This window comes from Martinezella sp. CNPSo 3964, from assembly GCF_057784375.1.
Genome location: NZ_JBXSOW010000004.1, coordinates 90,913 through 116,840 on the forward strand (window position 1 = coordinate 90,913; position 25,928 = coordinate 116,840).

The following is a 25,928-nucleotide window of genomic DNA, read 5'->3' on the forward strand; positions in this document are numbered from 1 at the left end:
TCCTCGCCAGCCTGTCGTTTCACTCTATGGCGACGGATCCGCCGCGCGGCAAATGGAGGCTTTTATGCTATATTGGCCAGACATTGGATGCATCAAAGCGAAAAGGCGAAGCAACGCTCACCGGACAATATCCTCGCAGACAGAAAATCGTCGCTTTCAGACCGCCGTTTTCTGGAGAGATGAATATTTATTGTGAATAATGACAGGACAAATATGAGTCTATCATTATGATTTTAAATGATAAAGTGATTCTCCCTCTAGTTTTGTGACAATCTGGCCTTGCAAAAGATATAAAGAGGGAGAAACATAGTCGGCTAATTAAAGTTTAGCTGACCGCGATATTGATGCCCGGCGTTTGTCCAGGGATCGCAGGCATATGGAGGACCACTATGGCGCTTATTTTCGGCCTCGTTGCTCTGGCCGGTCACATCGCCCTGTTGCTCTGGGGCACGCGCATGGTCCAGACCGGTATCCAGCGTGCCTTCGGCCCGGACCTGCGCTCCTTTCTCGGACGTGCGCTCAGCAATCGCACGAAGGCCTTCTTTGCCGGGATCGGTGTCACCGCCATCCTGCAGAGCAGCACGGCTACCGGCCTGATGGCATCAGGCTTTGCCGCCGGCGGGCTGGTGGACCTCGTGCCGGCGCTTGCCGTCATGCTGGGGGCCAATGTCGGCACGACGCTGATTGTCCAGGTGCTATCCTTCAATGTCGCCGCCGCCTCGCCGGCACTCGTCCTTATCGGCGTGCTGATGTTTCGCCGAACCGCGAATTCGCGTGTGCACGATCTCGGCCGCGTCATGATCGGGCTTGGTTTCATGCTTCTGGCGCTGCATCAGCTCCTCGACCTGATGACGCAATATGAGGGGTCGAAGGCGCTCGCCTATGTCCTTGATGCGATCGCCGCGACGCCGGTGCTGAGTATGCTTCTCGCGGCCATTCTGACGTGGGCTGCCCATTCCAGCGTGGCCGTCGTGCTGCTCATCATGTCGCTTGCAAGCAAAGGCCTCGTCGATGTCGATCAAGCTTTCGCGCTCGTTCTCGGCGCCAATCTGGGTACCGCGATCAATCCCTTGATCGAAGGACAGTCAGGCGCCGATCTTTCCGTCAAGCGGCTGCCCATCGGCAATATGCTGACGCGCATTGTCGGCGTCGTCGCAATGATCGGCCTGCTGGAGCCCGCCGCACGCCTGTCGGCGATGATCGACAGCGATAGCGCCCGCGCTGTCGCGAACTTCCACAGCGCCTTCAATATCGTCCTGGCCGTGGCCTTCATGCCGCTGTTGCGGCCCTATGCCGATCTCTTGACCAAATTGCTGCCGCAGAAGATCGACGAGGCCGATCCGACACGCCCGAGATATCTGGATCCGGCCGCCAAGGAAACGCCCGTGGTCGCGCTCGGCGCGGCAGCGCGCGAGGCGCTGAGGCTCGTCGACGTGCTGTCGGAGATGCTGGCAGGCGCCAGGTCGGCCTTATCGGATACGGATCGAAAGGCACTGACGCGATTGCGGTCGCTGGACAATATCCTCGACAGCCTGAATACGGCGGTGAAGACCTATCTGACTTCGATCGATCCCGATGAACTCGGCGAAGCCGACCGGCGGCGTCTGAACGAGATCCTGCTGTTCTCGATGAACATGGAGCATGCCGGCGACGTTCTCGACCAGAACCTCCTGCCGCATCTGGCCAAGCGCCTGCGCCGGGGCTTGAGCTTCTCGAAGGAAGGGCAGCTCGAACTGGCAACGTTGTTCGACCGGTTGCAGTCGAACCTCCAGACGGCGGCCGCCCTGTTCATGACGCAGAACGAAAGTGCCGCCCGGATGCTGGCAGAGGAAAAGGTGATCTTCCGCAAGGCGGAGCGCGAGGGAACGGAAGCCCATTTCCAGCGCTTGCGCCAGGGCGGGATCGAGACCATGGAGACAAGCTCGCTTCACCTCGATCTGTTGCGCGACCTCAAGCAGATCAACTCCCATCTCGTTGCCGCCGCCGCCTATCCCGTTCTGGAGGAGCGTGGCGAACTCTTGCAGAGCCGGACGCCAAGCCCGGTTCCACAGGTTGCAGTGACAGCACATGACTAAAAAGACCTATCTCGGCCGTCTGGCGGACGCGGCAGAAAAGCTCTTCGCCGGCCGGTCGATCGAGCAATATGCCGCGATCTGCTACAGGCGCTCGCCCGTGCTGAAGGATGTTGAAATCCTGCTGATCACCTCGCGCGACAGCCGTCGGTGGGTCATTCCGAAGGGATGGCCGATCGTTGGCAAGCTGCCGCATCAGGTCGCCGAACGCGAGGCCTGGGAAGAGGCCGGCGTCAAGGGAAAGGCCAGGAAGAAGAGTTTTGGCTATTACACCTATCTGAAATCTCTCGATACCGGCGATACCGTCCCCTCCGTCGTTCAGGTTCATCTGCTTGAAGTCGCCGAATTGGTCGAGCGCTTTCCCGAGCGCGGTCAGCGCCAGCTGCAGTGGTTCTCGCCCAATGAGGCTGCCGCTCATGTCCGCGAGCCAGAGTTGAAGAGCCTGCTGCGCAGGGTCGAGACCGCCCTCGCGCCGGATGGGTGAACAGGAAGCCAAGTCGCCCGAGCTTCCCTCGCATCTCAATTCACTATGGCCAGACGGTGAAATATCGTCATGCGCACATGCGATTTATGCTTGGAGCGCATAAATCGCATGTTCAAATCTCGTTTGTGGCCGAATTCAAAAGCAACGTAAGTTTTCCCCGTTAGAAAATGAAAGCTCACCAACGAGCTCAGGGGATCGAAATTTGACCAACTCAGCGCCACTGGACGTGAATGCGCTCGTGATCGTGCCGCAGCGAAAGATCGGCACGAAAATCATGGCGGCAATCTGCATTATCCTTCTGCTTCTATTGGCAAAGGCCTTCTGGAAGGGCGACATCGCCTGGGAATATGTCGGACAGAATCTGTTCACCAGGGCCGTCCTGGCAGGGGTTGGCAACACGATCATCATGACCTTCTGCGCCATGATCGTCGGCATCGTCCTTGGCGTCATCGCCGCGATCATGCGCATGTCGGACAATCCGGTTCTGCGCAGCATTTCCGTCGGTTATGTCTGGCTGTTTCGCGGCACGCCGGCGCTGCTGCAGCTTCTGCTGTGGTTCAATCTCGCCCTGATCTTTCCGACGATCGGCATTCCGGGATTGTGGTCGATCCGCACCGTCGATGTCATGACGCCCTTCGTGGCTGCTCTTCTCGGCCTTGGGATCCAGCAGGGCGCTTACACGGCCGAAGTCGTACGCGCCGGCCTTCTTTCGATCGACAAGGGCCAGATGGAAGCGGCGCAATCGATCGGTATGACGAAGCTGCGGGCAACGCTGAAGATCGTGCTACCGCAGGCCATGCGCGTCATCGTCCCGCCGATTGGCAACGAGACCATCGGCATGGTGAAGCTCACCTCGCTCGCCAGTGTCATCCAGTATTCAGAGGTGCTGAAAAACGTCGAGGACATCTATTATGTCAACTCGCGCGTCATTGAACTGCTGATCGTTGCCGCCATCTGGTACATGGTCGTGGTCACCGTGCTCAGCATTGCGCAGATCTATATCGAGCGGCATTTCTCCAAGGGGTGGGGGCGGCGCGATGCGAGCACCCAGCAGGCCGCCAATCAGGCTCTCGTCGGGGAGGCTGGCTGATGGACGCGATCATCAAGGCACACAGCCTGCAGAAGTATTTCGGCACGTTTCACGTCCTGAAGGACATCGATTTCGAGATCAGGAAGGGTGAAGTGGTCTGCATCATCGGGCCTTCCGGCTCGGGCAAGAGCACCTTCCTGCGCTGCATCAACCAGCTCGAACAGATCGACGGCGGCTATGTCACGGTCGAGGATGAGATCGCCGGCTACCGCCGCGAGGGCAACCGGCTGTTTCCACTGCCGGATCGCGAGATTGCCCGCCAGCGGCAGTCCGTCGGCATGGTCTTCCAGAAATTCCATCTCTTCCCGCATCGCACCGTCCTGCAGAACATCATCGAAGGCCCGGTCGGCGTGCAGAGGCGACCCAAGCAGGAGTGCATCGCCGAGGCGCGCATTCTCCTGCAACGCGTTGGTCTCGCCGACAAGGCCGGCGCCTATCCGGGCGAATTGTCCGGCGGCCAGCAGCAGCGCATCGCCATTGCCCGCGCGCTCGCCATGAAGCCGAAGGCCATGCTCTTTGACGAACCGACTTCTGCGCTCGATCCCGAGCTTGTCGGCGAAGTCCTTGGCGTCATGAAGGAGCTTGCCGCTTCCGGCACGACGATGATCGTTGTCACCCACGAGATTGGCTTCTGCCGCGAGGTCGCCGACCGTGTCGTCTTCATGGATGCTGGCAAGATCGTCGAGACCGGGACGCCGAGCGACATATTGGAAAACCCCCGGAATCCCAGAGTGAAGAACTTCATCTCTGCGGTGCTTTAACAAGAAAAACCCTGAAGAAAGATCATCAGAGGAGAATTGCATGAAACTCATTCGTCTCGCCGTTTCTGCGGCCCTTCTTTCGCTAGCGGCTACTGCCGCTTCCGCGGATTCGAGCCTGAACCTGCTCAAGGATGGCGAACTCCGCATCATGACCAACCCGATCTATCCGCCGATGGAATTCGTCAATCCGGATACCGGCACGATCGATGGCTTCGACGTCGATCTGGCAAACGCGATTGCGAAGAAGCTTAACCTCACGACCGTTTTCGTGACGTCCGCCTTCCAGGAGCTGCAGAGCGGCCTGCAGACCGGCCGCGCCGACATGATCATCTCCGGCATGAGCGACAACGTGAAGCGCCAGGCCAGCATGGACTTCGTCGATTACATCACCAGCGGCCCGATCCTCTTCACCGTCAACGCCAATGCCGGAACCTACAAGCAGGCGAGCGACCTTTGCGGCAAGACGGTTGCCGGAAGCCGCAGCACCTCCTTCGGTGACAACGTCAAGGCCTGGAGCGCTGAAAATTGCGAAGGCAAGGGCAAGCCGGCCATCAAGTTCGAGGGAACCGCGGATTCGAACGCTGCCCGTCTCGGCATGAAGCAGGGCCGCTACGATGCGGTCGTGCAAGGCATCGAAACGATCGCCTACCAGATGCGCATCGAGCCCAACACCTATACGCTCGTCGGCGAGCCGCTGCTCAGCAACGACACCTTCGGCATTGGCTTCAAGAAGGATCACACCGCGCTTCGCGATGCGGTTGCCGGCGCTCTCGACGGGCTGATCAAGGACGGCACCTATGATGAGATCCTCAAGAAGTGGGGCCTCGTCCACAATGCCGTTCCGAAGGCCGTGATCAACGGCGTCAAGTAACGCCTGAGGAAGCGCCGCGATAACAGCGGCGCTCCTCTTTCCCATCGCAAGCAGCCATCGGCCGGGGCGTGTCAGCGCCCGCGGAGGGGTGGTTGCGTCCTAAAACACCTCGAAACGCATGCAGAGTCCCATGACTGCGAAGAGTGCAACCAAATCCGCGAAACCAAGCCTGTGGCCGAAAGGCCGGCAATCGGCTGTGGCGCTTGCCTTCGATGTCGATGGCCCAACGGGCGATGCAATGCTCGACGGCTCGCTGCTCTCCAATCCGCGTTATTTTACGCAAGGTGCCTATGGCCCGTGGCGCGCGCTGCCACGGCTTCTCGATCTTCTCCGCGAATACGGGCTGAAGGCGACATTCTTCGTGCCAACCTGGGTCGTCGAGCACTGGCCCTCGCAATGCGAACGCATCCTGCTAGATGCTCATGAGATCGCCTATCACGGCCATTATCACGAGGTCTTCATCGACTGCAGCCGCCAGCAGCAACTCGATATCATGGGACGCTCCCGCGATCTCTTTCAAAGCCGGATGGGTGTGACACCGGTCGGCTTTCGCACACCCTCGGGTGACTGGAGCGACGAGACGGCTGAAATGCTGCATGAGTTCGGCGTGATCTATTCAAGCTCGATGCGTGGCGACGACCGGCCTTATTTTCACACGACCTCCCGCGGTCGCGGCCTGGTCGAGATCCCAGGGCGCTGGGATATCGATGATTACACCGCGCTCGCCTACAGCGAGGACCCGGATTTCCCCATCGGCCTCGATCGCATCTCGGGTTATGCCGATGTCCAGCGCAACTGGATCGCCGAGTTCGAGGGCTACCATCGCGAAGGGCTCTGCTGGACGACGATCCTGCATCCGAAGGTCTGCGCCAAGCCCGGCCGGTTGGCGATCCTCGAAGGGCTTTTCAAAGCGATCACCGCCCATGGCGACAGCGTCTGGGCCACGCACTGCGCCGAAATCGCAAAGTGGTGGATCGTGCAACATCCGGAGAATGCCGCATGACCAGCACGGTTTCCAAAGGCTTCTGGCCGCAGGGCAAAAAATGCGCCGCAATCGTCTCCGTGATCTTCGACGACGGGCTCGATGCCGTCGCGCAGGCGCCTGACCTGAGGGGGCGCAGCAAGAGCTTTTCCGTCTGGCAATATGGCGCCACGCGCGGCGTCGAGCGCCTTTGCAATGCCTTTGCCGATGCCGGCATCTCCACGAGCTGGTTTGTGCCGGGGATCGTTGCGGAGAACCACGAAGAGCTGTTGCGCGATGTCGTGTCCCCAAGTCACGAGATCGAAAGTCATGGCTGGAATTTCGAGCGTTACGACGCCATGCCGGCAACCGAAGGTGTCGATCTCCTGAAGCGCAGCCGCGAGAGGCTGAACGCCATCGCCTCGAATGAGGTTTCCGGCTTCCGCCTTCCGGCCGGCAACTGGCCGCGCCGCTTTGATCGCCTGCTCGTCGAGGCCGGCTATGCGTGGTCGGCATCGTTGAACGGCGACGATCTGCCCTACAGCCACGCCTCGTCGCTGGTGGAGATCCCGGTTCACAACGAACTCGAGGACCGGCCCTATTTCCAGTTCAACTTCACGCCGGCCTTCCCGAAGGGGCAAAGCCGCATCCCGTCCTACGAGGCGGTGCTCGGCAACTGGATTGCCGAGTTCGATGCCTACCGCAAATACGGCCTCTGCTACGTCATCCAGCTTCGCCCGGAATGGACCGGCACGCCGGGCCGGATCGCGCTCGTCGAAGCCTTGCTTGCCCACATCACAAGCTTCGATGACGTGTGGTTGGCAACGGCAGCAGACGTAGCCCGCTGGCACGCCGGCAAGGGCACGACCGCGCCCGGCGACCACCCGATCAATGTCTATGAGGCCTATGTCGATGAGGAGCGGGCCGGTGAGCGGTAATCTGACTCAGGCACTGGCCGAGCTTGTCTGCTCGACGAAATTCGAAGCCTTTCCGCCCGAGACCATCCACAAGGCGAAGCTTCATATTCTCGATACGCTGGGTGCTGCAATTGCCGGCTCGGCATCGCGCGAAACCGATGCCGTCGTCGCGATGCTCGGTCTCCAGGCCGGAAGCGGATCTTCCCCGATCTGGGGCCGACCGATCGCATCGGACGCGAGGACGTCAGCCTTCGTCAACGGTGTTTCTGCCCATGCCTACGAGCTTGATGACAGCGGCGGCTGCGATCATTCCGGCGCAGTCGTCCTTCCGGCCGTTCTTGCCGCGCTTGGCGATCGCAACGAGCCGATGAGCGGCCGCGACCTGTTGCGCAGCGTCCTGCTCGGCTACGAGGTCGGCCGGCGCGTGCTGGAAGCAGTCGGCGGCTATGAGAATCACAATGGCCTCGGCTGGCATTCGACCGGAACCTGCGGCGCGTTCGGCGCTGCCGCTGCCGTCGGCAGCATGGTGAAGCTCGATGCGAATGCGATGGCCTCCGCTCTCGGCTCGGCCTGCTCCTTTGCCGGTGGCACCTGGGCCTTCATCCATAATGGCAGCTCGACCAAGAAGCTCCATGCCGGCCGTGCCGCCGAAGGCGGCCTGATGGCTGCCTATCTGGCAGGCCAAGGGTTCGAAGGGCCCGACAGCGTCTTCGAGCCGGAGCGCTGGGGCAGCTTTTTTGCGACCTTCGGCGGCGGCAAGGGCGATCCACGGGCTCTCCTCCGCGACTTCGGAGACTATTGGCGGCTCAATCGCTGCTCCATCAAGCCGCATGCCACCTGCCGCGGCACGCATGCCGGAATCGATGCGCTTGACCTGATGATGCAGAACCATGGTCTTGAGCCTGCCGATATCGCCGCCATCGAGGTCGACATCAGCGGCTTCCAGTATGGCATGTGCGGCGGCAAGGTCATCCAGTCGCGTGCACAGGCCCAGATGAGCCTGCCCTATGCCCTGGCGGCTCGGCTGCGTTACGGCAAGGTTTTTTTGGCCGAACTAGAGGAAGCCGCCTGGTCGGCAGCCGAGATCGGCCCTTTGATGGAGCGCATCACGGTGCGTATCGATCCCGCCATGAAGGACGAGGACGAGCCGGCAATCACGATTGTGACTGCCCCCGGCGAGCGACATCGGTTTGTCGTCGAATTTCCCCTCGGAGGCCCGCAGAACCCGCTGAGCGACGAGCGGCTGCTCGGCAAATATGCCGCGCTCGCCGGCATGGTGCTGCCGGCAGCGAAGGTCGATGCCATCAGCGACTTTGTTCTCGACCTCGAAAATCAGACCGACGCCTGCAGCCTGCTTGCGCTGCTTCAATAAAGGATGCACCCGGAGGAGGGCGGCATTCGTTCAAAAGGGAAGACCGCGATGAGAAATCAGAAAGAAGCCACTTGGTCGCCGCTGTTCAAGGAAGCGGTCTCCAGGGATTTCGAGAGCTTTCACGAGTGCCTTGACCAGGACAAGCGCATCGCCCTGCACGATGTCGCCGGATCGAAGGTCCACGCCGAGATGCTTGCCCGCGCCGGCATTCTGACCGCTGACGAAAACGGTAAAATCCAGACCGGCCTCGACCAGGTGGCGGAAGAAATGCGCTCTGGCACCTTCGAATGGAAGGCGGAGCTCGAAGACGTTCACACCAATGTCGAGGATCGGCTGATCGCGCTGATCGGCGATGCCGGCAAGAAGCTGCATACCGCCAGATCGCGCAACGATCAGGTCGCGACCGACATTCGCCTCTATGCCCGCGAGCAGCTGGATTTGTTGGCCGATGATTTGAAAACGCTGATCGGTGCCTTTGTTGAACTGGCTGAAAAACATGCCGATGCGATCATGCCGGGATTCACCCATCTGCAGGTGGCGCAGCCGGTCACCTTCGGTCATCATCTCATGGCCTATGTCGAAATGTTCCTGCGTGATCTCGATCGCGTCGGCGCGGCGCGGGAACGGCTCAACGTTTCCCCCCTTGGTGCTGCGGCCCTTGCTGGAAGCGGCTATCCGATCGATCCCGAATACAGCGCCTCCGAGCTTGGCTTTGCCGCATCCTTTGCCAATTCGCTCGATGCCGTTTCCGACCGCGACTATGTCGTCGACGTCTGCAGCGCCGGTTCGATCATCATGGGGCACCTGTCGCGCTTCAGCGAGGAAGTGATCCTCTGGTGCACGCCGATGTTCGATTTCATCGAAGTGGGCGACCAGTTCTGCACCGGCTCGTCGATCATGCCACAGAAGCGCAATCCGGATCTTGCGGAACTGGTGCGCGGCAAGGCCGCCCGCGTCATGGGGAATCTCGCTTTTTCGGCGGCGCTGATGAAAAGTCAGCCGCTTGCCTTCAACAAGGACCAGCAGGAATCGAAGCCGCCGCTCACCGATACCCTTGAGACCGTCCGCGCGGCCGTCAGCGTCACGGCGCAGATGATCCCGACGATCACGGTGAAGCACGCAAGGATGCTTGCGGCCGCCAATCAGGGCTATTCGACGGCAACCGATCTTGCCGATTATCTCGTTCGCGCCGGCCTGCCGTTTCGCGATGCGCACCATGCGGTCGCGGCGATCGTCGGTGCTGCCCGCGACAAGGCGCTCCCGACGCTCGCAGAGCTTTCCCTCGCTGACATGCAGGCCTTTGCGCCGATCATTCGCGAGGATGTCTTCGGGGTGTTGACCGTCGAGGGCTCTGTCGCCAGCCGCGATCACAAGGGCGGCACGGCGCCGCGCCGGGTCCGGGAAGCCATAGAGACGGTGCGCCGCGCAATCGCCTGAGCGCCGTCGGTTGCCATTCCATGCACATGCTTTAATGCTTGCTTTTCGAGATAGCAGCGGAGAAGCCGGGTAGGGAATGGAGCCGAGGTTCGATCACAACAGGTTGCCGCCGCTGCAGACGCTGCAGACATTTTCCGTCGTCGCGGAAACGGGCAGCTTCACGGCGGCGGCGGTAGAGCTCAATCTCAGCCAGAGTGCGATCAGCCGGCAGGTGCAGCAACTCGAGCATTATTTCGGTTGCAGCCTGTTCGAGCGCCACACTCGTAAAGTGGCGCTGACGGAACGCGGCATGGCACTGATTCCAATCGTCGACGGACTGCTGGCGTCGTTGAAGACCTCGTTCGAGGCGACGCGAACGACGGTGCGATCCCTAACGATCCGCATGCCGCCAACCTTCGCACGCAAATGGTTCCTGCCGCGCCTGCCAGATCTTCATAGCCATCACGAAGATCTGAACATCAACATCGACACCGCCTGGTTCCTGCGGCCGACCTTTTCGGTCGGCGACATCGACATGCTGATTACCTATGGCAATGGCCATTGGCCCGGCATGGATGTGCTGCCGCTGTTGCGGGAACAGCTGACGCCGATGTGCTCGCCGCAATTTCTATCCAGGCTCGGCGATCCGCCTGAGGTTAAGAACTTGCAGAACTGCGTTCTCCTGCACTCCAATCCACGCCATAGCGACTGGACATTGTGGCTGCAGGCCGAAGGCGCCTATTCCTTCCAGGCCTCCCGTCATCAGGTCTTCGACACGCAGGATTTCGCCATGACCGCGGCGGCGAGCGGCTATGGCGTAACGATGGGCGATCTCGTCTTTTCCAGGCAGGATCTGGAAAGCGGCGAGCTGGTCGCTCCCTTCGAGCGAATCATCGACAGTGGCTACGGCTACTATGCGCTTTGGCCGGCAAGGGCCGAAGCCCGCCAGAAGGTACGCGCCTTTTCCGACTGGCTCGGGCAAGCCTGTAATGCAACTGCCGATGGTTTTGGCAACGATCGGACCTGATATTCAAAGCAAGGGAGAATGGCGGCGAAATCAGAGGCTTGCCGACGGCGTTTCACTCAGCTCGTCATCACGCAGATGACAGGAAAGTCAAAGCTTCTCACGGCCGTAGGGTTTTGATGGCCTCCATCTGCTCGGCGCAGCCATGGTAATTGCTCGATACGAGCTTGAGACCAGGCGACGCATAGGCACCGCCGTCGACGGCTGCCGTTTCTGAGGAGAGATTGGCGAGCATGACGGCACGCTCATCGCCGAGCGTCCGGATGATGATATAGAGCTGTGGGTCGTCGAGCGCCTCGAGCTTTGAATTGCCATAGGCGATCACATCATGCCAGGTGCTGTGGCTTGACTCCGAGCGTTGCGAACGACCTTTGTTCCCGATGAACAAAGTTACCGTAAGTCCTTGATAAATGGATTAACTGCAGCTGCCTGCATCGACTGCAGAGCCGCGTCATCAAAAGTTCGTTTGACCCCATCGTGAGAGCCATCGTGTAGGGAAGAAGCCAGCCAAACGCTGTCATCGTTGGATCGCGTGAGGTGCTCCGAAATACCGAGTTCTCGCATGGATCTGTCGAAGATAAAAACACTGATCGATTTTGTTGGGCGATCCAACGTTACCGAACTCACGGTAACGGAAAAGGATGTCACGGTTCGGATCTTCCGAACGTCCAGTCCGACGGATCCGTTCCCTGCAGCGCAGATGCCTGCCAGCGTAGCAACCGGCCGCGCTGAACAAGGCGGCGATGTTTCGTGCAAATCGCAGGACTCCATTGTTGTGAGAGCGCCGATCTTCGGTGTCTTGCACCGGGCGCCAGCACCTGGACAGGAGCCTTTCGTTAAGATCGGCGACATGGTGGAGGAGGGGCAGACGCTTTTCATCATCGAAGCGATGAAGGTCTTCAACAAGATCGCAGCCCCCGAGGCCGGTCGCATCGGGCACCTCACCGAAATAGATGGCGGTGAAGTTGAGACGGGCGACATACTCGCGGAGATCGCGTGATGGCGGAAGCTTTCGACAAGGCGGGGCGACGTTTCGATACGGTTCTCATTGCCAATCGGGGCGAAATTGCTGCGCGAATTCAGCGCGCTTGCCGCGAACTCGGGTTGAAGACGGTCGCGATCTGCTCCGAAGCCGATAGGCGGGCGCCTTATGGCAAGACTGCCGACACCTTTCTGTGCATCGGTCCTTCGAATGCAGCCGGCAGTTATCTCAATCAAAATGCGATCCTCCTTGCCGCGCAGCTGACCGGGGCAGGTGCGATCCATCCCGGCTACGGGTTTCTGTCCGAGAACGCCGCCTTTTCCGAAGCCGTCGAGAGAGCCGGCATCGCATTCATCGGCCCCGAAGCCTCCTCGATCGCGACCATGGGCGACAAGATATCGGCAAAACGGGCAATGATCCTTGCTGGTGTGCCTTGCGTGCCCGGTCCTGACACTTCCCTTCCGGATGATCCGGCTTCGGTCGAGCGGATCGCTGAGGAGATCGGCTATCCCGTGATCATCAAAGCCGCAGGCGGCGGAGGTGGCAGGGGGATGCGGGTGGTGCTCGAGGCAGGCGAGCTGCACGAGGCCGTCGCCCTGACATCGGAAGAGGCTCGTCAGGCTTTCGGTTCCCCGGCGCTCTACATGGAGAAGTTCCTCCAGCATCCGCGTCACATCGAAATTCAGGTGCTCTGCGATGCCTATGGCAATGCCGTCTGGCTCGGGCATCGCGATTGCTCCATGCAGCGCCGGCATCAGAAGGTGGTGGAAGAGGCACCGGCACCCGGGATTTCTTCGGAAACGATAAAGCCGGTCGGCATGGCCTGCGTGCAAGCCTGCCGGCAGATCGGCTACCGTGGCGTCGGAACCTTCGAGTTCCTCTACGAAAACGGTGCCTTCTATTTCATCGAGATGAACACGCGCCTGCAGGTCGAACATCCCGTCACCGAGATGACCAGCGGGATCGATATCGTCCAGGCGCAGATAATGGTCGCCCAGGGTTTCCCCTTGGAAATACGCCAGGATGATGTGGCGTGTACCGGCCATTCCTTCGAATGCCGCATCAACGCCGAGGATCCCGAAAGTTTCCTGCCTTCGGCGGGTACGATCTCTGAATTAATCCTGCCGGAAGGGCCGGGAATCCGGGTCGATACCCATATTCATGCCGGCTATCGGGTCTCGCCCTATTATGACTCGCTGATCGCCAAATTGATCGTTCATGCGCCTACACGAGCAGAAGCGATGGCCAAAATGCGCGAGGCGCTTGGCGCCACTCGGATAGAGGGGATTTCCACCAACCTGCCGCTGCTGCGCACATTGTTCGAGGATGAAGGGTTTGCCCGCGGTGAGACGGATATCCACTATCTGGAACAATGGCTTCGGCAGAGGAGGGCGGCATGAGCGCGATCGACTTTAGCGATCCGTCAACCATCGCTGCTCTGGCCGACGCACTGACGGCAGCAGGCGTCGATGGCCTGGAAATTTCGCGACCAGATGGCAATCTGCGCATCGTGGTCTCGAAGGCCGGGGGTGCCCAAATCAGCCTGACAGGAAACGCGCAGCTTGCTCCTGCGACATCGGTGGCGGTGGTCAAAGCGCCAATGGCGGGCCACTTCTATCCTTTGCATCCTTCGGATTCCAACGGAACCGAGCGTCTGCCTCGCACCGTCTCAAGCCAGGATGTGATCGGTTTTATTCGCGTCGGTTCCGTCCTGCTTCCCATTCCGGCCGGCAGGTCCGGTTTGCTGGCCAGGCGATCGGTAGATCCCGAAACCCTGGTCGGATTCGGTGATCCCCTGTTCGAAATCGAGCCGCTGTCATGATTACCACTTCGAACACCGTCACATCGCCGCGCGAAATCGTTCCTGCTTCCAAGGGCCGGGCAAGGATTTCCTGCATCGGCACGCGGTCTTTCCTGCTCGAAGCACCTGGCGAATTCGATTTGCCTGCGCAGCGGAGGATCTGGGCTCTGGCGCAAACGGTCAAGGGCTGGACTGATGTAGCAGAAGTGATTCCCGGAATGACCAATCTTCTGGCGATCCTCAGGGAGACGCCAGAGGATCCCGAGCTGGTGACAGGCCGGTTTCTTGAGGCATGGAACAATGCCCAGAGCCTGGACCTCGCGGGAAAAGTCATCGAAATCCCGGTTCACTATGGCGGCGCTTATGCAATCGATCTTCCGGCCATCTGCGATTTTTGCGGCTTGAGCGATCGCGAGGTCGTGCGCATACACTATGAGGCGAGTTACCGCGTATTTGCCTTGGGAAGTGCCCCCGGTTTCGGTTACCTGCACGGGCTCGATCCGCGCATATACATGCCCCGCAAGACCGTTCCTTCGCTAAGGATGGAGAAGGGCAGCGTGACGATCGGCGGAATGCAGACGGGGGTTGCGATGCTGACGGGTCCGAATGGATGGAATTCGCTCGGCCACGCGGAACTGCAGATGTTCGATCCGACTGCCGCGACGCCGGCTTTGATGGTGCCCGGCGATATCATCCACTTTCTGCCGGCGAGGATCGAGCTATGATCGAGATCATCGAAACCGGCCCATTCAACACGATCCAGGATCTTGGTCGCCCCGGCTACCGCGACATCGGCGTCACAGCCAGCGGCGCGATGGACCCTCTTGCGGTGAAGATCGGCAATATCCTTGTTGGCAACGACGACGATGCGGCGGCCATAGAGGTTCAGACCTTTCCGTTCAAACTGCGGTTCGGAACGGGTGCCGTCTTTGCCGTCACGGGCGCGGATGGCAGCCCGGTGCTGGACGGTCGGGAGCTGATTGCCTGGTGCACCCACGTCGCCGAGCCTGGCCAGATCCTCGAGCTAAGGCAGCCGCCTAGGTTAGCGCGCGCTTACATCGTCTTTCGTGGAGGGCTGGATGTGCCGGTTCTCATGGGTTCGCGCAGCACGTCGCTGCGTGGCGGCTTCGGCGGCAATGCCGGTCGAGCGCTCGTCAACGGCGACCGGATTGATTTTGGCACATCCGCCGATGCGCTCCCCCTGCCGGCAGGTGGTCTTGCCGTCGTCGAGCCTGCGGTGGCGTTAAAGGATGTTTTTCCGGCTCCGGTCGACGGTGTTCTATCCGTCCGTGCGGTCGTCGCCGGCGAACATGAGCTATTTGCCGCCGATGGCGAGGCCTTCTGGAACCAGAGCTGGAGGATATCGTCGAGCAGCGACCGCACCGGCTATCGCCTGTCCGGCGAACCGATCAAACCGACGGCGACAGTCGAGATGCGCTCGCATGGCGTTGTGCCTGGCGTGATCCAGGTCCCGCCGGCCGGCGAGCCGATCATTCAGATGAGCGATGCCAATACCGCCGGTGGCTATCCGAAGATTGCCGGCGTCATCGAATGCGATCTGTGGCGGCTTGGCCAGGCTCGGATCGGCATCCGGCTCCGTTTCGTCCGCTCGACGCATACGGAGGCGCGCGCCATTGAACAGGCCGTGACCCGCTACGTCGAGGACGTCAGGCGGACGTCGCAAATGGTCAAGCGCGCCTTGAAGGCGATGGCCTGATGAGAGTAGCAGGGACCAAGGGGAGGAAGCGGTGAAAATCGATCTGAATTCCGACATGGGCGAAGGTTTCGGCCCCTATCGGCTATGCGACGACGAAGCGATGATGAAGATCGTGTCGTCCGCCAATATCGCTTGTGGCTTTCATGGCGGCGATCCGGACACGATGGCGCGCATGGTTCGCCTCGCGAAGGAAAACGGCGTGGGTATCGGCGCGCATCCGGGTCTGCCGGATCGGCCCGGTTTCGGCCGGCGCGAGATGCCGTTCCAGCCGGACGAGCTTCGCCAGCAGATGCTCTATCAGCTCGGCGCATTGATCGCGATCGCCAGGAGCGAGGGCATGAGTGTCGGACATTTCAGCTTTCATGCGGCGATGGGCAATATGGTCAATCGCGATCCAGCGCTCGCCGATCTGATGATGAATGCCATTGCCGCGGTCGATCCGCGTCTGGTCGTCTTCGTGACATCAGGCAGTGAAATCGAAAAGGCGGCAAGGCGCGCGAAACTCAAGACGATGGCGCTGTTTCTGGCTGACCGCGCCTATGATGCCGACGGCAGGCTCGTTGCCCGCGGTCTGCCGGGCGCGCTGGTCAAGGACGAGGCCGCGGTCCGCACACGGGTGCGTCGCTTTCTGACGGATGGGACCGTCGAGGCGATCGACGGCAGCACGCTTGAAATGCGAGCCCGATCGATCCTCGTCCACAGCGATACGCCCGGCTCGCTCGACCTTGCCCGCGTCATCCGAAGTGAAATCGAGGCTTCCGGCGCCACCTTGGCGCCTGCGGCCGAACTCGCATCTTGATGTTGCTGGCCAGCAAGTTTTTCTTTTCCATTGAAAGAGCACGCCAATGCCTTCCACAGCCGATCGTCTGAAGAACGTTTCCATCTCCGCCTCCGCCGCCATGACCCAACGCGCCCGCGAACTGGCCGCCAAGGGCATCAAGGTTGTCAGCCTCTCCTCGGGGGAGCCGGATTTTTCGACACCCGCCCATGCGATCGAGGCAGCGCATGCGGCCGCACTTGGCGGCGACACCAAATATCCGCCGATGGATGGCACACCAGCGCTGAAGGCTGCAATCAGCAGAAAATTCAAGCGCGACAACAATCTCGATTATGATGCAAGCCAGATCGTCGTTTCCGGCGGCGGCAAGCAGGTGATCTTCAATGCGATGCTGGCCACCTGTAATCCAGGCGACGAGGTCGTCATTCCCACGCCGTCCTGGGTCAGCTACGCCGACATCGTCAAGTTTGCCGGCGGCGTCCCGGTCGCCGTCCCCTGCTTCGAGCAGGCCGGGTTCAAGCTGCGTCCGGAAGACCTCGAGGCTGCGATCACGCCGCGCACCAAATGGCTTCTCCTGAATTTTCCGAACAATCCGACGGGTGCCGCCTGCTCGCGCGCGGAAATGGCCGCGATCGCCGAAGTCATGCTGCGCCATCCGAACGTCTGGATCCTGACCGACGATATCTATGAGCATCTGGTCTATGACGGGTTCGAATTCTGCACGATAGCCGATGCCGAACCGAGGCTTTACGACCGGGTCCTGACGATGAACGGCGTCTCCAAGGCCTATGCCATGACCGGCTGGCGCCTGGGATACTGCGCCAGCGGATCGAAGGAATTGATTGCCGCGATCAGCAACGTCAACGGTCAGAACAGCGGCGGCATCGCAACCGTCACGCAGGCAGCGGCGATCGCAGCACTGGACGGACCGCAGGATCTCCTGAAGGAGCGGGCGGCGATCTACAGGGACAGACGCGACTTCGTGCTCGATCAACTGTCGAAGGTCGATGGACTGCGCTGCCACAAGCCGGAAGGCGCCTTCTACATCTATCCCAATATGTCCACCCTGATCGGCAGGACCACCAAGGGCGGGCGCAAGATCGAGAGCGATGTCGATTTCGTCATGGCGCTGGTCGATGAGCACCATGTCGCGACGGTGCAGGGCTCCGCTTATGGTATGAGCCCTTATTTCCGCATCTCCTATGCGACAAGCATGGAAAAGCTTGGCGAGGGCTGCGCCCGCATCGCCGAGTTCTGCCGCGATATGCGCTGACCGGTGATCCCTCGTGTTTCCGGCACGGTCTACGGGCCGGAAAACTCTATAATTTCAACTGCTCGGTCAGCTCGACGAGAATGTCCTTGACGGCGAATGCCGGCTCCGACAGCGAGTTCTGATCGGACGTGCAAAGCGACAGCGTTTCCTCGATCCGCGGCGAAATCAGCCGGCAGACCAGCGGTTCGCTCGATTCGGAGACGATACGGTCGGCAATCGCCTTCGGCATGATTGTCGCGCCAAGCCCGCCGCCGACGGCGCGCGCCAGTGTTCGCACGATTTCGACTTCGGCCACGACCTTCAGATTGATGCGGCTGCGCGTGAAGGCGGCATCGACGGCCCGGCGCACGAAATTGTAGGCCGGCGGCAGCAGCATCGGCATCCCGTCCAGCGCGCTGACCGGCACGGGTTTCTGGTCCGGGTCGATCGCGAAATTGCGATGGGCAACGAGATAGAATTCCTCCCTCAGGATCGGCTCGAACCGCACGCCCTTGATCGGCCCCGTGCCGTGGATCAACGCCATTTCCAGCCGGCCGGTCATGATCATCTGGCTATAGGTCTGACCGACGCTCTCCGTCAGATGAAGCAGAATTCCGGGGTGCCTCTTGCGTGTTTCCGCCAGGAGATCGACCGAAAGCGTGGCGGCGCTGCTGAAAGGCACGAGGCCGACCGAGACGCGCCCGGCAAGCGAATTGCCGGCTGCGGCAGCATCGGCCTGCGCCTGCTCCATCTGGCGCAGAATGATCTGCGCGTGCCGATAAACCGCATGCCCGGCATCGGTCATGCTGACGCCCTGCTGGCTTCGGATCAGGAGTTTCTGGCCGAAATGTTCCTCGAGCGCCGCCAATTGCTGGCTGAGTGCCGGCTGGGCGAGATGCAGGATATCGGCGGCCCGCGTGATGCTGCCGCTATCGACGATAGCGATGAAGGATTTGAAGCGTCTGATATCCATGGCTTTGGGTACTGTTCTGTCTTTACGGGGCATGTTTGCAGACGCGCATCTGTTTTGCAACGCGCGCCGATGTCGGAACGCCATGCGGATCGCTGCAAAAGTGGCGCGACGCCCCTCGGCCAAGGCCGGCTCGCCTGCGGCCGGCAGACCTCCATAAAACTTGCTTATTACTCCAAAAATAATCGGTCTTAGGCAAGGAGTTGAAGCTTCGCTAATGTCCAAACCAACAAAAAGGGGATCAGAATGCCATTCTCCGACTACAAGACCGCGCTGGTCACCGGCGCCTCCTCCGGTATCGGCGCCGCGGTGGTGGAGCGGCTTTGCCGCGAGGGTATCAAGGTGCATGCGATCGCCCGCAGCGCCGGCGCCCTGAAGGAACTGGCCGAGCGCACGGGATGCATCGCCCACGTCATCGACGTGACGGATCGCGCCGCAATCGCGGATCTTGCGAACCGGGTTCAGTTCGACATTCTGGTCAACAATGCGGGCGTCGACCGGCCGAAGAAATTCCTTCAGGCTGACGAAGAGGACATCGATCTCCTCATCGATGTCAATCTCCGCGCCGTTCTGCACATCTGCCGCCTCATCGTGCCCGGAATGGTCGCTCGCGACCGCGGACACGTCATCAACATCTCCTCAATTGCGGGAAACTACAATTTCGGTGGCAATTCCACCTATCATGCCGTCAAGGCCGGCGTTGCGATGCTGTCGAACCAGCTGCGCATCGACGCATTCGGCAAGCGGGTTCGCGTCACCGAAATCTGCCCCGGCCGCGTCGCGACCGATATCTTCAACCACGTCCATGGTGATGATCCGAGCGTGCGCGAACGCTTCATCGACGGGTTCGAGTTGCCGCAGGCGGCCGATATCGCGGATGCGATCGCCTTTGCGATTTCGGCGCCGGTCGCGGTCAATATCGGCCACATGGAGATCACGCCGACATTGCAGGTCATGGGCGGTCTGCAGACGGCAAAGCCCGAGACCTCCGCCGCCACCTATGATGCGGAAGGTGCGAAGCGGTGAGCGGGTTCGATCTGTCGGCCATCCTTAGGAACCCGGATTACGTCGCGATGCTCTTGCAGGGCATCGAGATGACCTTCGTCATCTATGTCGGCTCCTGGCTCCTTGCGATGACGCTGGCCGTCCTGCTCTTTGCCTTCCGGGTCTCGCCGCTTCGCATCGGCGATCCGATCGTGAAGGCCTACGTCTCCTACCATCGCAACGTGCCGACGCTGGTGCAGCTGATGTTCTGGTACTTCGGGATCTATACGCTGATGCCGCAAGGCGTCACCGACTGGCTCGCCGACCACAACGCCGAGGCAATCTTTGCCATTATAGGGCTGGGACTGTGCCAGGCCGCTTATTTCAGCGAGGATTTGCGCTCCGGCCTGCGCTCGGTCAGCCCGGGGCAGATGGAAGCGGCCAAGGCGCTCGGGCATGGCTACATCTCGGCCATGCGCTTCGTCATCATGCCTCAGGGCATACGCAATGCCCTGCCGCCGCTCATCAATCATAGTGTGTCGCTGTTCAAGAACAGTAGTCTCGCAATCGTCGTCGGTGCGTCGGAGCTTACGCATGCCGTCAAGGAAATCGACAATGTCAGTTTCCGCACCTTCGAGATCTACCTGATCGGTACAGTCATCTATTTGTTCTTCTCTCTCATCATCATGGCCTTCGGCGCATACATCTCGCTGCGCAGCGATCCGATGCGGAGGGCGCGCGCGTGATCCAGGACGTCATCAAGATCATCCATGACTATTGGCTGCTGCTGCTGATCGGCCAGTATCCCAACGGCCCGCTGGGCGGCCTTGCCAACACCCTCATCCTTTCGGCACTCGCCATCGCGCTGGCGTTCCCCGTCAGCATATTGCTTGCCATGGCCCGCCTTTCCAAATGGGCAGTCCTCAGATGGCCCGCGACCGGCCTCGTCTACATCACGCGCGGCGTCCCGCTTTTGATGCTGATCCTGTGGTGCTATTTCATCGTTCCGCTTTGGACGGGGGCGGATGTCCCGAGCTTCCTGATCATGCTGGTAACGCTTGTGATCTATGAGGGCGCGTTCTTAAGCGAGGTCGTTCGGGCCGGCATCGTCTCGCTCGGCCAAGGGCAGATGGATGCCGCCAGGGCGCTTGGCCATAGTTACATCGGCGCGATGCGCTTCGTGATCCTGCCGCAGGCGCTCTACAACATGATTCCGAGCATGATCTCGACCTTCGTTTCGACGATCAAGGACACGACGCTTGGCTACATCATCAACGTGCCGGACCTGACCTTTGCGGCAAGCCAGGTGAACAACCAGCTTCTGTCGCAGCCCTTCCAGGTCTTCTTCATCCTCGCCGTTGTCTACTATGGGCTTTGCTGGAGCCTGACCCACGTCGCAAACAGCGTCGAACAGCGAATTGCCCGCCGGCGGGCCGGGCCAAGGAAGATGCGCCTGCGCAGCGACGTCGTTCCCTTAAAAACATTCACGGAGCAGCTATGAGCATCCCAGTTTCCGCACCGCAGGACGGCGCTCGGGAGATCCGTCTTCGCGAGGTCTGCAAGAGCTACGGTCATTACCAGGTGTTGAACAACATCAATGCCGATGTCAGCCGCGGCGAAGTCGTTGTCATTTGCGGACCATCCGGTTCCGGCAAGTCGACGCTGATCCGCACGATCAACCGGCTGGAAGAGATCAATAGCGGTTCGATAGATTTTGAGGGCAGGAATATTCATGCCGCGATGGGCGCTGCCGAGCTCAATCGGCTGCGCAGCCGGATCGGTTTCGTCTTTCAGAATTTCAACCTGTTTCCCCATTTGTCCGTCGTCGACAACGTTTCGATGTCGCCGATCCGGGTCAAGGGCGTGCCGGCGAAAGTGGCGCGCGACAAGGCGCTCGCATTGCTTGATCGCGTCGGTCTTGCCGACAAGGCGAATGCCTATCCAGGCCAACTTTCAGGCGGTCAGCAGCAACGCGTGGCCATCGCCCGTGCCCTCGCAATGGAGCCGCCCGTCATGCTCTTCGACGAGCCGACGAGCGCGCTTGATCCCGAGATGGTCGGCGAAGTCCTTAGTGTCATGAAAAGCCTGGCGGCCGAAGGAATGACCATGCTCTGCGTCACTCATGAAATGGGCTTTGCCCGCGACGTGGCCGACCGGATCTGGTTCATCGATGCCGGCGAGATCCTGGAGACTGCGCCTCCAGAAGAGTTTTTCAAGAATCCACGTCATCCCAGGGCTCAGCGCTTTCTTTCGGATCTGCGCCACTAAGCACCTGAAATCAATAACAAGGAGAACAGCAATGAACTGGAAATATCTTACCGTGACATTGGCGCTTTCCGGCGTCACCATTGCCCTACCGGCCAAGGCGGATCAGCTCGACACCATCATGTCGGCAAAAACGCTTCGCTGCGCAACCTATGCCGACGTGCCGCCGTTTTCCTCGCCGGATCCGAAAACCAGAGAAATGGTCGGCTTCGATGTCGATCTGTGCCGGGCGATTGCAAACGAACTGGGCGTGAAGGCGGAGATCAAGCCGATCTCGGTCGAGGCGCGTGTTCCCGAAGTGAAGCTTGGCCGCGTCGACATCACGGTTGCCAACCTTGCCTATACGCTGAGCCGCGCAGAGCAGATCCAGTTCAGCGACCCCTATTATATCGCCAAGGAAATGCTGATTGTCCCTGCGGATGACGCCGGCAAGACGAAGGCCGATTTCGAAGGCAAGCGTCTCGCCTCGACCAAGGGCTCCACTTCGGAACTGGCGATCAAACTCAACAAGTCCGACCCGTTGACCTTTCAGGATACCGGGTCTGCCTATCTCGCCGTTCAGCAGGGCAAGGCGCGCGGTCTCGTCGCCAACACCATGACGACGACGCTGCTTGTCAACGAATCCAAGACGAAGGGCAAGCAGATGCGCATGATCGACGACCCCATGCTGCTGGAGCCAGTCGGTATCGGCATGCAAAAGGATCAACCGGCGCTGACCGCAAAGATCAACGAAATCCTCCACAAGCTCGACGGCGCGGGCGAGATCAACAAGATCTGGGAGAAATGGCTTGGTCCGAATACCGAGTACAAAATGACGCGTACCGAAAAGGTCGTGCCGATTACCGAATTGAAGTTCGACCCGATTCCCTGACCATCGGCCGCTTAGTCCGGCCAATCATCCATCCGAAAATTGTCATCGATCACAGGCGGTGGGCGTGCCCGCCGCCGGCTTAACCATGGGAGGTTTCCGTGACCCACATCAAAGATATTGCCAAGCGCCCGAGCAAGGCCGACATCGACGCGCTCGCCAAATTCTCGCCCGCAACGATCCACGAGGCCCAGGGACGCCGTGGTGCGCTGTCCTCGCGGCTGAAGCCCGTGGATTATCGCATGAAGCTTTGCGGCCCGGCATTCACGGTGAAATGCGCGCCGCGCGACAACATCATGCTGCAGCTTGCGATCAACTACGCCAAACCTGGCGATATCATCGTCGTCTCCGCAGGCGAATATGAGGAAGCCGGCTCCTTCGGTGATGTGCTCGCCAATGCCTGCCTTGCCAAGGGCATCGGCGGTCTCGTGACCGATACCGGCGTGCGCGACACGCTGCAGCTGAGAGAGCTCGGATTTCCGGTCTTCTCGCTCAGCGTCTGCATCAAGGGCACGGTCAAGGAAACGATCGCGGCGGTCAACGATCCGGTCATCGTCGGCGGAGAGATCATCAATCCCGGCGACATCGTCATCGGTGACGCTGATGGGCTGGTCATCGTCCGCCAGGGGGAAGCACAGGATGTCGCCCAGCTCTCGCAGGCTCGCGACGAGGCCGAGGCTGGATACATCGAAGCCTACAAGCAGGGGAAATCGGTCATCGAAGTCAGCAAGCTTGAAGCTGTATTGAAGGCCAAAGGCCTCATCGTTGATATCTGAGCTGACGACGGCTGATGTTTTTACAGCCCATCCCGTAGGCGGCGTTCCAATTAGCGACAGATTGTTGCTGTTGTGGCCGCCTATGACTCAATAAGGCGCTCGGCGCTGAACTTGTCCGTTATCAGCGTATCGATAACTCCGATCCTCAAGGCGCCGGCAATCGCGGCGGTTTTCTTCGCCCCGCCGGCAAGCGCGATGACCCGATCGACGCGTTCGAGATCTTCAAGCGGGAAGCCGATGACGCGCTCATCGAGCGGCGTCTTAACGGGCTTGCCGTCCTTGTTGAAAAAACGCAACGATATATCGCCGACAGCGCCTGCCTCGGCAAGATCGGCAAGCTCCCGTGACGAGAAGATATTGCCGGACCTCGCCAACAGTTCCGATGGCTCGACGGCGCCGATCCCGACGATGGCGAGCGTAATGCTGCCGAAGAGATCCATCGTCTCCCGCACGAACGGATCCGCCTGCATCAGGAGTTTGGCCTCGCGCGAGGTCGTCACACCCTGCACCGGAAGCAGCTTCGGCTCGGCGCCGGTCAGTCGTGCAAGGCGGGTGGTCAGCTGGGTGGCATGCGTCTGGACCGATGGGTCACCCATGCCACCAAGCGTCTGGACGACGTATTTGGCCTGTGCGCTCTTCTGGGGGTGAATATTTTCCACCATCCTGAAGATCGTCTGGCTCCAGCTCGACACGCCGATGATCTCGCCGGGTGCAAGTGTGACTTCGAGAAGATGCGCGGCAGCTTCGCCGATCCGGGCCATGATGGCGCCGTCCCGGTCCTCGGTGCACTCGACGACAATCGCCTCGGGGAGACCGTATTTCTCGCGCAGTGCTCCTTCGAGTTCGCTATAGGTGCCCACGGGCGGAATGACGCTTGTGCGCACGATGTCTTCCGCTTCAGCCCGTTTCAGCATTCGCGATACGGTTGCCTGCGACAGGCGAAGGTGCTGCGCGATATCTGCCTGCCGTTTGCCCTCTATATGGTACATCTGGGCAACTCTTGAGATGAGACGGAGTTCGTTAAGGCGAGCCATCGTTGATCCCGGGGTGAATTTTTATTCACCTTTAACCGGAGTTGTACGCAACGTCGAGCGGGCCAGCGCATCATTCCACCTGTTCAGGAGGCCCGTACCGTCGATGGTTTCCGGCTCGATGACTTCGGTGTTTCTCGGAAGCGCTGTGATAGCATCGAGATTCGGCCACAGACCGATCGAAAGACCTGCAAGATAGGCTGCTCCAAGCGCCGATGCCTCCGGTGCCTCGCACTGAATGACTGCGTGTTTCACCAGGTTCGACACGCACTGCATGAGGAAGCGGTTCTGGCTCGGTCCACCGTCGACGTAAAGCGTGCCGAGTTTACCGCCACTCTGTGCCCGCATCGCCGTGATCACGTCGTGCACCTGCAGTGCGATCGAATCGGTGACCGAGCGGGCCATCTGCGCGCGGGTGGTGCTGAAATTGATCTGGGAGAACAGAGCGCGGGCGTCGGAATTCCAGTAGGGCGCACCCAGCCCGACGAAGGCGGGCACGAAGCCGGGGCCGCCCGGCTCAGCGGTCGCCGCAAGGTCGACAAGGGAGGCAACATCCGGAAGGCCCAGAATACCGGCCATCCAGGGCAGGCTTGCGGCGCACACAAGGATGTTGCCTTCGAACGCGAAAGTTGGTTGTCTGGCAATGCGCCAGGCGACCGTTGTGGTAATGCCATTGCGCGGCGCGATGAAGCGCGGCAGCGTGGTCATGACGGAAGATCCCGTCCCGAAGGTCGCCTTGCCATCGCCCGGCTTGAAGGCGCCATGGCCGAACAATGCCGCGTGGCTGTCACCGATGGCCGCTCTGATCGGCGTGCCATCCGGAACGCCGGGAAGGCCATTCGTGGTTCCAAAATCTGCGGAACTGTCGAGCACGTCCGGAAGCAGCCGGACATCGACCCCGAAAATCGCGCCCAACTCCTCGCTCCAGGCTTGGGCCTCGAGGTCGAACAGCTGGCTTCGCGCGGCATTCGAGGCGTCGCAGACATGCTTGCGGCCGCCAGTGAGGCAATGAATGAGCCAGCTGTCGATCGTTCCGATGCGGACCTTTCGCCCATGCGGGACCCGGTCAAGAAGCCACCGGAACTTCGGACCTGGAAACATCGGATCGAGAGGAAGGCCGGTCAGCGCTTCGACGCGCTCCAGATGCCCATCGGCGATGAGACGCTCGCAATCCGGCGCCGTGCGCCGGCATTGCCAACTCAGCACCGGGCCAAGAGCCTTGCCCGTTTCGGCATCCCAAATGGTGACGGATTCCCGCTGATTGGAGATTGCTATCGCTTCGATTGTCGCGCCTGGCGCGCTTTGCAGGCAGAGTCCGATCGCCTCGCGGACGGATGCATAGATCCGATCCGGATCTTGTTCGACCCAGCCCGGCTGTGGATAGGAGATGCCCACTGGAGCCGAGCCTCTGGCAACAATGCCACCGCTCTCAGAGACCAGCACTGCCTTGGAATTGGTGGTTCCCTGGTCGATTGCCAGAATGGCCCGCATTATATCCTCCACTGACAACAATGCCGGGGTGGAAATCCGCCCCGG

General features: G+C 60.5%; 27 protein-coding genes. 23 read left to right on the top strand and 4 right to left on the bottom strand.

Features of this window, described 5'->3' with window-relative positions; translation table 11 throughout:
• The first annotated feature begins 389 nt into the window (after positions 1 to 389).
• The 10 genes from AC13Q5_RS14350 to AC13Q5_RS14395 all read left to right on the top strand — a co-directional run bounded on the left by AC13Q5_RS14350 (position 390) and on the right by AC13Q5_RS14395 (position 10,971).
• Positions 390 to 2,075, top strand: a complete 1,686-nt coding sequence (locus AC13Q5_RS14350; RefSeq protein WP_488502081.1) for a Na/Pi cotransporter family protein — start codon at positions 390 to 392, stop codon at positions 2,073 to 2,075.
• Entirely contained in the window at positions 2,068 to 2,556 is a 489-nt protein-coding gene (locus AC13Q5_RS14355; protein ID WP_488502082.1) for an NUDIX hydrolase, read from the top strand. Before AC13Q5_RS14350 ends, AC13Q5_RS14355 begins: the two co-directional genes overlap by 8 nt.
• A 202-nt stretch (positions 2,557 to 2,758) precedes the next feature.
• On the top strand, positions 2,759 to 3,646 hold the full coding sequence (locus tag AC13Q5_RS14360) for an amino acid ABC transporter permease (RefSeq protein WP_488502083.1): 888 nt from the start codon (positions 2,759 to 2,761) through the stop codon (positions 3,644 to 3,646).
• Positions 3,646 to 4,407 (top strand): amino acid ABC transporter ATP-binding protein, encoded by a 762-nt coding sequence (locus AC13Q5_RS14365; protein WP_488502084.1) that lies wholly within the window; start codon positions 3,646 to 3,648, stop codon positions 4,405 to 4,407. Before AC13Q5_RS14360 ends, AC13Q5_RS14365 begins: the two co-directional genes overlap by 1 nt.
• A gap of 40 nt (positions 4,408 to 4,447) precedes the next feature.
• Positions 4,448 to 5,278 (top strand): ABC transporter substrate-binding protein, encoded by an 831-nt coding sequence (locus AC13Q5_RS14370; RefSeq protein ID WP_488502085.1) that lies wholly within the window; start codon positions 4,448 to 4,450, stop codon positions 5,276 to 5,278.
• 130 nt (positions 5,279 to 5,408) lie between these two features.
• Positions 5,409 to 6,281: a polysaccharide deacetylase family protein gene (locus tag AC13Q5_RS14375; RefSeq protein ID WP_488502086.1), complete on the top strand. Its 873-nt coding sequence runs from the start codon at positions 5,409 to 5,411 to the stop codon at positions 6,279 to 6,281.
• The gene (locus AC13Q5_RS14380) at positions 6,278 to 7,177 is read left to right on the top strand and encodes a polysaccharide deacetylase family protein (protein ID WP_488502087.1); all 900 of its coding nucleotides are present in this window, start codon (positions 6,278 to 6,280) and stop codon (positions 7,175 to 7,177) included. Before AC13Q5_RS14375 ends, AC13Q5_RS14380 begins: the two co-directional genes overlap by 4 nt.
• Positions 7,167 to 8,528 carry an MmgE/PrpD family protein gene (locus AC13Q5_RS14385; RefSeq protein ID WP_488502088.1) on the top strand — a complete coding sequence of 454 codons (1,362 nt, stop codon included), beginning with the start codon at positions 7,167 to 7,169 and terminating at the stop codon, positions 8,526 to 8,528. The genes AC13Q5_RS14380 and AC13Q5_RS14385 overlap by 11 nt, the downstream gene beginning before the upstream one ends.
• Before the next feature lie 48 nt (positions 8,529 to 8,576).
• A complete protein-coding gene (gene argH / locus AC13Q5_RS14390) occupies positions 8,577 to 9,965 on the top strand; it encodes an argininosuccinate lyase (protein ID WP_488502089.1) in 1,389 nt (462 codons plus the stop codon).
• 76 nt (positions 9,966 to 10,041) lie between these two features.
• On the top strand, positions 10,042 to 10,971 hold the full coding sequence (locus AC13Q5_RS14395) for a LysR substrate-binding domain-containing protein (RefSeq protein ID WP_488502090.1): 930 nt from the start codon (positions 10,042 to 10,044) through the stop codon (positions 10,969 to 10,971).
• A gap of 97 nt (positions 10,972 to 11,068) precedes the next feature.
• Here AC13Q5_RS14395 and AC13Q5_RS14400 read toward each other — a convergent pair whose 3' ends face one another.
• Positions 11,069 to 11,356 (bottom strand): hypothetical protein, encoded by a 288-nt coding sequence (locus AC13Q5_RS14400; RefSeq protein ID WP_488502091.1) that lies wholly within the window; start codon positions 11,354 to 11,356, stop codon positions 11,069 to 11,071.
• 174 nt (positions 11,357 to 11,530) lie between these two features.
• Between AC13Q5_RS14400 and AC13Q5_RS14405 the strand changes: the two genes are divergently transcribed.
• The 7 genes from AC13Q5_RS14405 to AC13Q5_RS14435 are packed head-to-tail and all read left to right on the top strand — an operon-like array spanning position 11,531 to position 17,519.
• On the top strand, positions 11,531 to 11,968 hold the full coding sequence (locus tag AC13Q5_RS14405) for an acetyl-CoA carboxylase biotin carboxyl carrier protein (RefSeq protein ID WP_488502092.1): 438 nt from the start codon (positions 11,531 to 11,533) through the stop codon (positions 11,966 to 11,968).
• The gene (accC, locus tag AC13Q5_RS14410; RefSeq protein ID WP_488502093.1) at positions 11,968 to 13,350 is read left to right on the top strand and encodes an acetyl-CoA carboxylase biotin carboxylase subunit; all 1,383 of its coding nucleotides are present in this window, start codon (positions 11,968 to 11,970) and stop codon (positions 13,348 to 13,350) included. Before AC13Q5_RS14405 ends, accC begins: the two co-directional genes overlap by 1 nt.
• Positions 13,347 to 13,772 (top strand): acetyl-CoA carboxylase, encoded by a 426-nt coding sequence (locus tag AC13Q5_RS14415; RefSeq protein ID WP_488502094.1) that lies wholly within the window; start codon positions 13,347 to 13,349, stop codon positions 13,770 to 13,772. Before accC ends, AC13Q5_RS14415 begins: the two co-directional genes overlap by 4 nt.
• The gene (gene pxpB, locus AC13Q5_RS14420; RefSeq protein WP_488502095.1) at positions 13,769 to 14,476 is read left to right on the top strand and encodes a 5-oxoprolinase subunit PxpB; all 708 of its coding nucleotides are present in this window, start codon (positions 13,769 to 13,771) and stop codon (positions 14,474 to 14,476) included. The genes AC13Q5_RS14415 and pxpB overlap by 4 nt, the downstream gene beginning before the upstream one ends.
• Positions 14,473 to 15,468, top strand: coding sequence for a 5-oxoprolinase subunit C family protein (locus AC13Q5_RS14425; protein WP_488502096.1), 996 nt, complete (start codon positions 14,473 to 14,475; stop codon positions 15,466 to 15,468). Before pxpB ends, AC13Q5_RS14425 begins: the two co-directional genes overlap by 4 nt.
• A gap of 31 nt (positions 15,469 to 15,499) precedes the next feature.
• A complete protein-coding gene (locus AC13Q5_RS14430) occupies positions 15,500 to 16,267 on the top strand; it encodes a LamB/YcsF family protein (protein WP_075855972.1) in 768 nt (255 codons plus the stop codon).
• Positions 16,268 to 16,313: 46 nt separating this feature from the next.
• Positions 16,314 to 17,519 (top strand): pyridoxal phosphate-dependent aminotransferase, encoded by a 1,206-nt coding sequence (locus tag AC13Q5_RS14435; RefSeq protein WP_488502097.1) that lies wholly within the window; start codon positions 16,314 to 16,316, stop codon positions 17,517 to 17,519.
• A gap of 46 nt (positions 17,520 to 17,565) precedes the next feature.
• On the opposite strand, the gene nac is transcribed toward AC13Q5_RS14435, so the two are convergent.
• Positions 17,566 to 18,471, bottom strand: a complete 906-nt coding sequence (gene nac, locus AC13Q5_RS14440) for a nitrogen assimilation transcriptional regulator NAC (protein ID WP_075855974.1) — start codon at positions 18,469 to 18,471, stop codon at positions 17,566 to 17,568.
• Between the two features lie 243 nt (positions 18,472 to 18,714).
• Here nac and AC13Q5_RS14445 point away from each other — a divergent pair, with 243 nt between their 5' ends.
• From AC13Q5_RS14445 to AC13Q5_RS14470, 6 genes are all read left to right on the top strand, one after another.
• Positions 18,715 to 19,494 (top strand): SDR family oxidoreductase, encoded by a 780-nt coding sequence (locus AC13Q5_RS14445; RefSeq protein ID WP_075855975.1) that lies wholly within the window; start codon positions 18,715 to 18,717, stop codon positions 19,492 to 19,494.
• A complete protein-coding gene (locus AC13Q5_RS14450; protein WP_488502098.1) occupies positions 19,491 to 20,198 on the top strand; it encodes an amino acid ABC transporter permease in 708 nt (235 codons plus the stop codon). The genes AC13Q5_RS14445 and AC13Q5_RS14450 overlap by 4 nt, the downstream gene beginning before the upstream one ends.
• A complete protein-coding gene (locus tag AC13Q5_RS14455) occupies positions 20,195 to 20,953 on the top strand; it encodes an amino acid ABC transporter permease (RefSeq protein ID WP_488502099.1) in 759 nt (252 codons plus the stop codon). The genes AC13Q5_RS14450 and AC13Q5_RS14455 overlap by 4 nt, the downstream gene beginning before the upstream one ends.
• Positions 20,950 to 21,720: an amino acid ABC transporter ATP-binding protein gene (locus tag AC13Q5_RS14460; protein WP_457879127.1), complete on the top strand. Its 771-nt coding sequence runs from the start codon at positions 20,950 to 20,952 to the stop codon at positions 21,718 to 21,720. Before AC13Q5_RS14455 ends, AC13Q5_RS14460 begins: the two co-directional genes overlap by 4 nt.
• A 31-nt stretch (positions 21,721 to 21,751) precedes the next feature.
• On the top strand, positions 21,752 to 22,588 hold the full coding sequence (locus tag AC13Q5_RS14465; RefSeq protein WP_488502100.1) for an ABC transporter substrate-binding protein: 837 nt from the start codon (positions 21,752 to 21,754) through the stop codon (positions 22,586 to 22,588).
• 98 nt (positions 22,589 to 22,686) lie between these two features.
• On the top strand, positions 22,687 to 23,361 hold the full coding sequence (locus AC13Q5_RS14470; RefSeq protein ID WP_488502101.1) for a 4-carboxy-4-hydroxy-2-oxoadipate aldolase/oxaloacetate decarboxylase: 675 nt from the start codon (positions 22,687 to 22,689) through the stop codon (positions 23,359 to 23,361).
• An 80-nt stretch (positions 23,362 to 23,441) separates the two neighbouring features.
• Here AC13Q5_RS14470 and AC13Q5_RS14475 read toward each other — a convergent pair whose 3' ends face one another.
• Positions 23,442 to 24,395 (bottom strand): sugar-binding transcriptional regulator, encoded by a 954-nt coding sequence (locus tag AC13Q5_RS14475; protein WP_075855981.1) that lies wholly within the window; start codon positions 24,393 to 24,395, stop codon positions 23,442 to 23,444.
• A gap of 21 nt (positions 24,396 to 24,416) precedes the next feature.
• Complete coding sequence (locus AC13Q5_RS14480; RefSeq protein ID WP_075855982.1) at positions 24,417 to 25,883, bottom strand: FGGY family carbohydrate kinase; 1,467 nt, start codon at positions 25,881 to 25,883, stop codon at positions 24,417 to 24,419.
• Positions 25,884 to 25,928 lie beyond the last annotated feature (45 nt).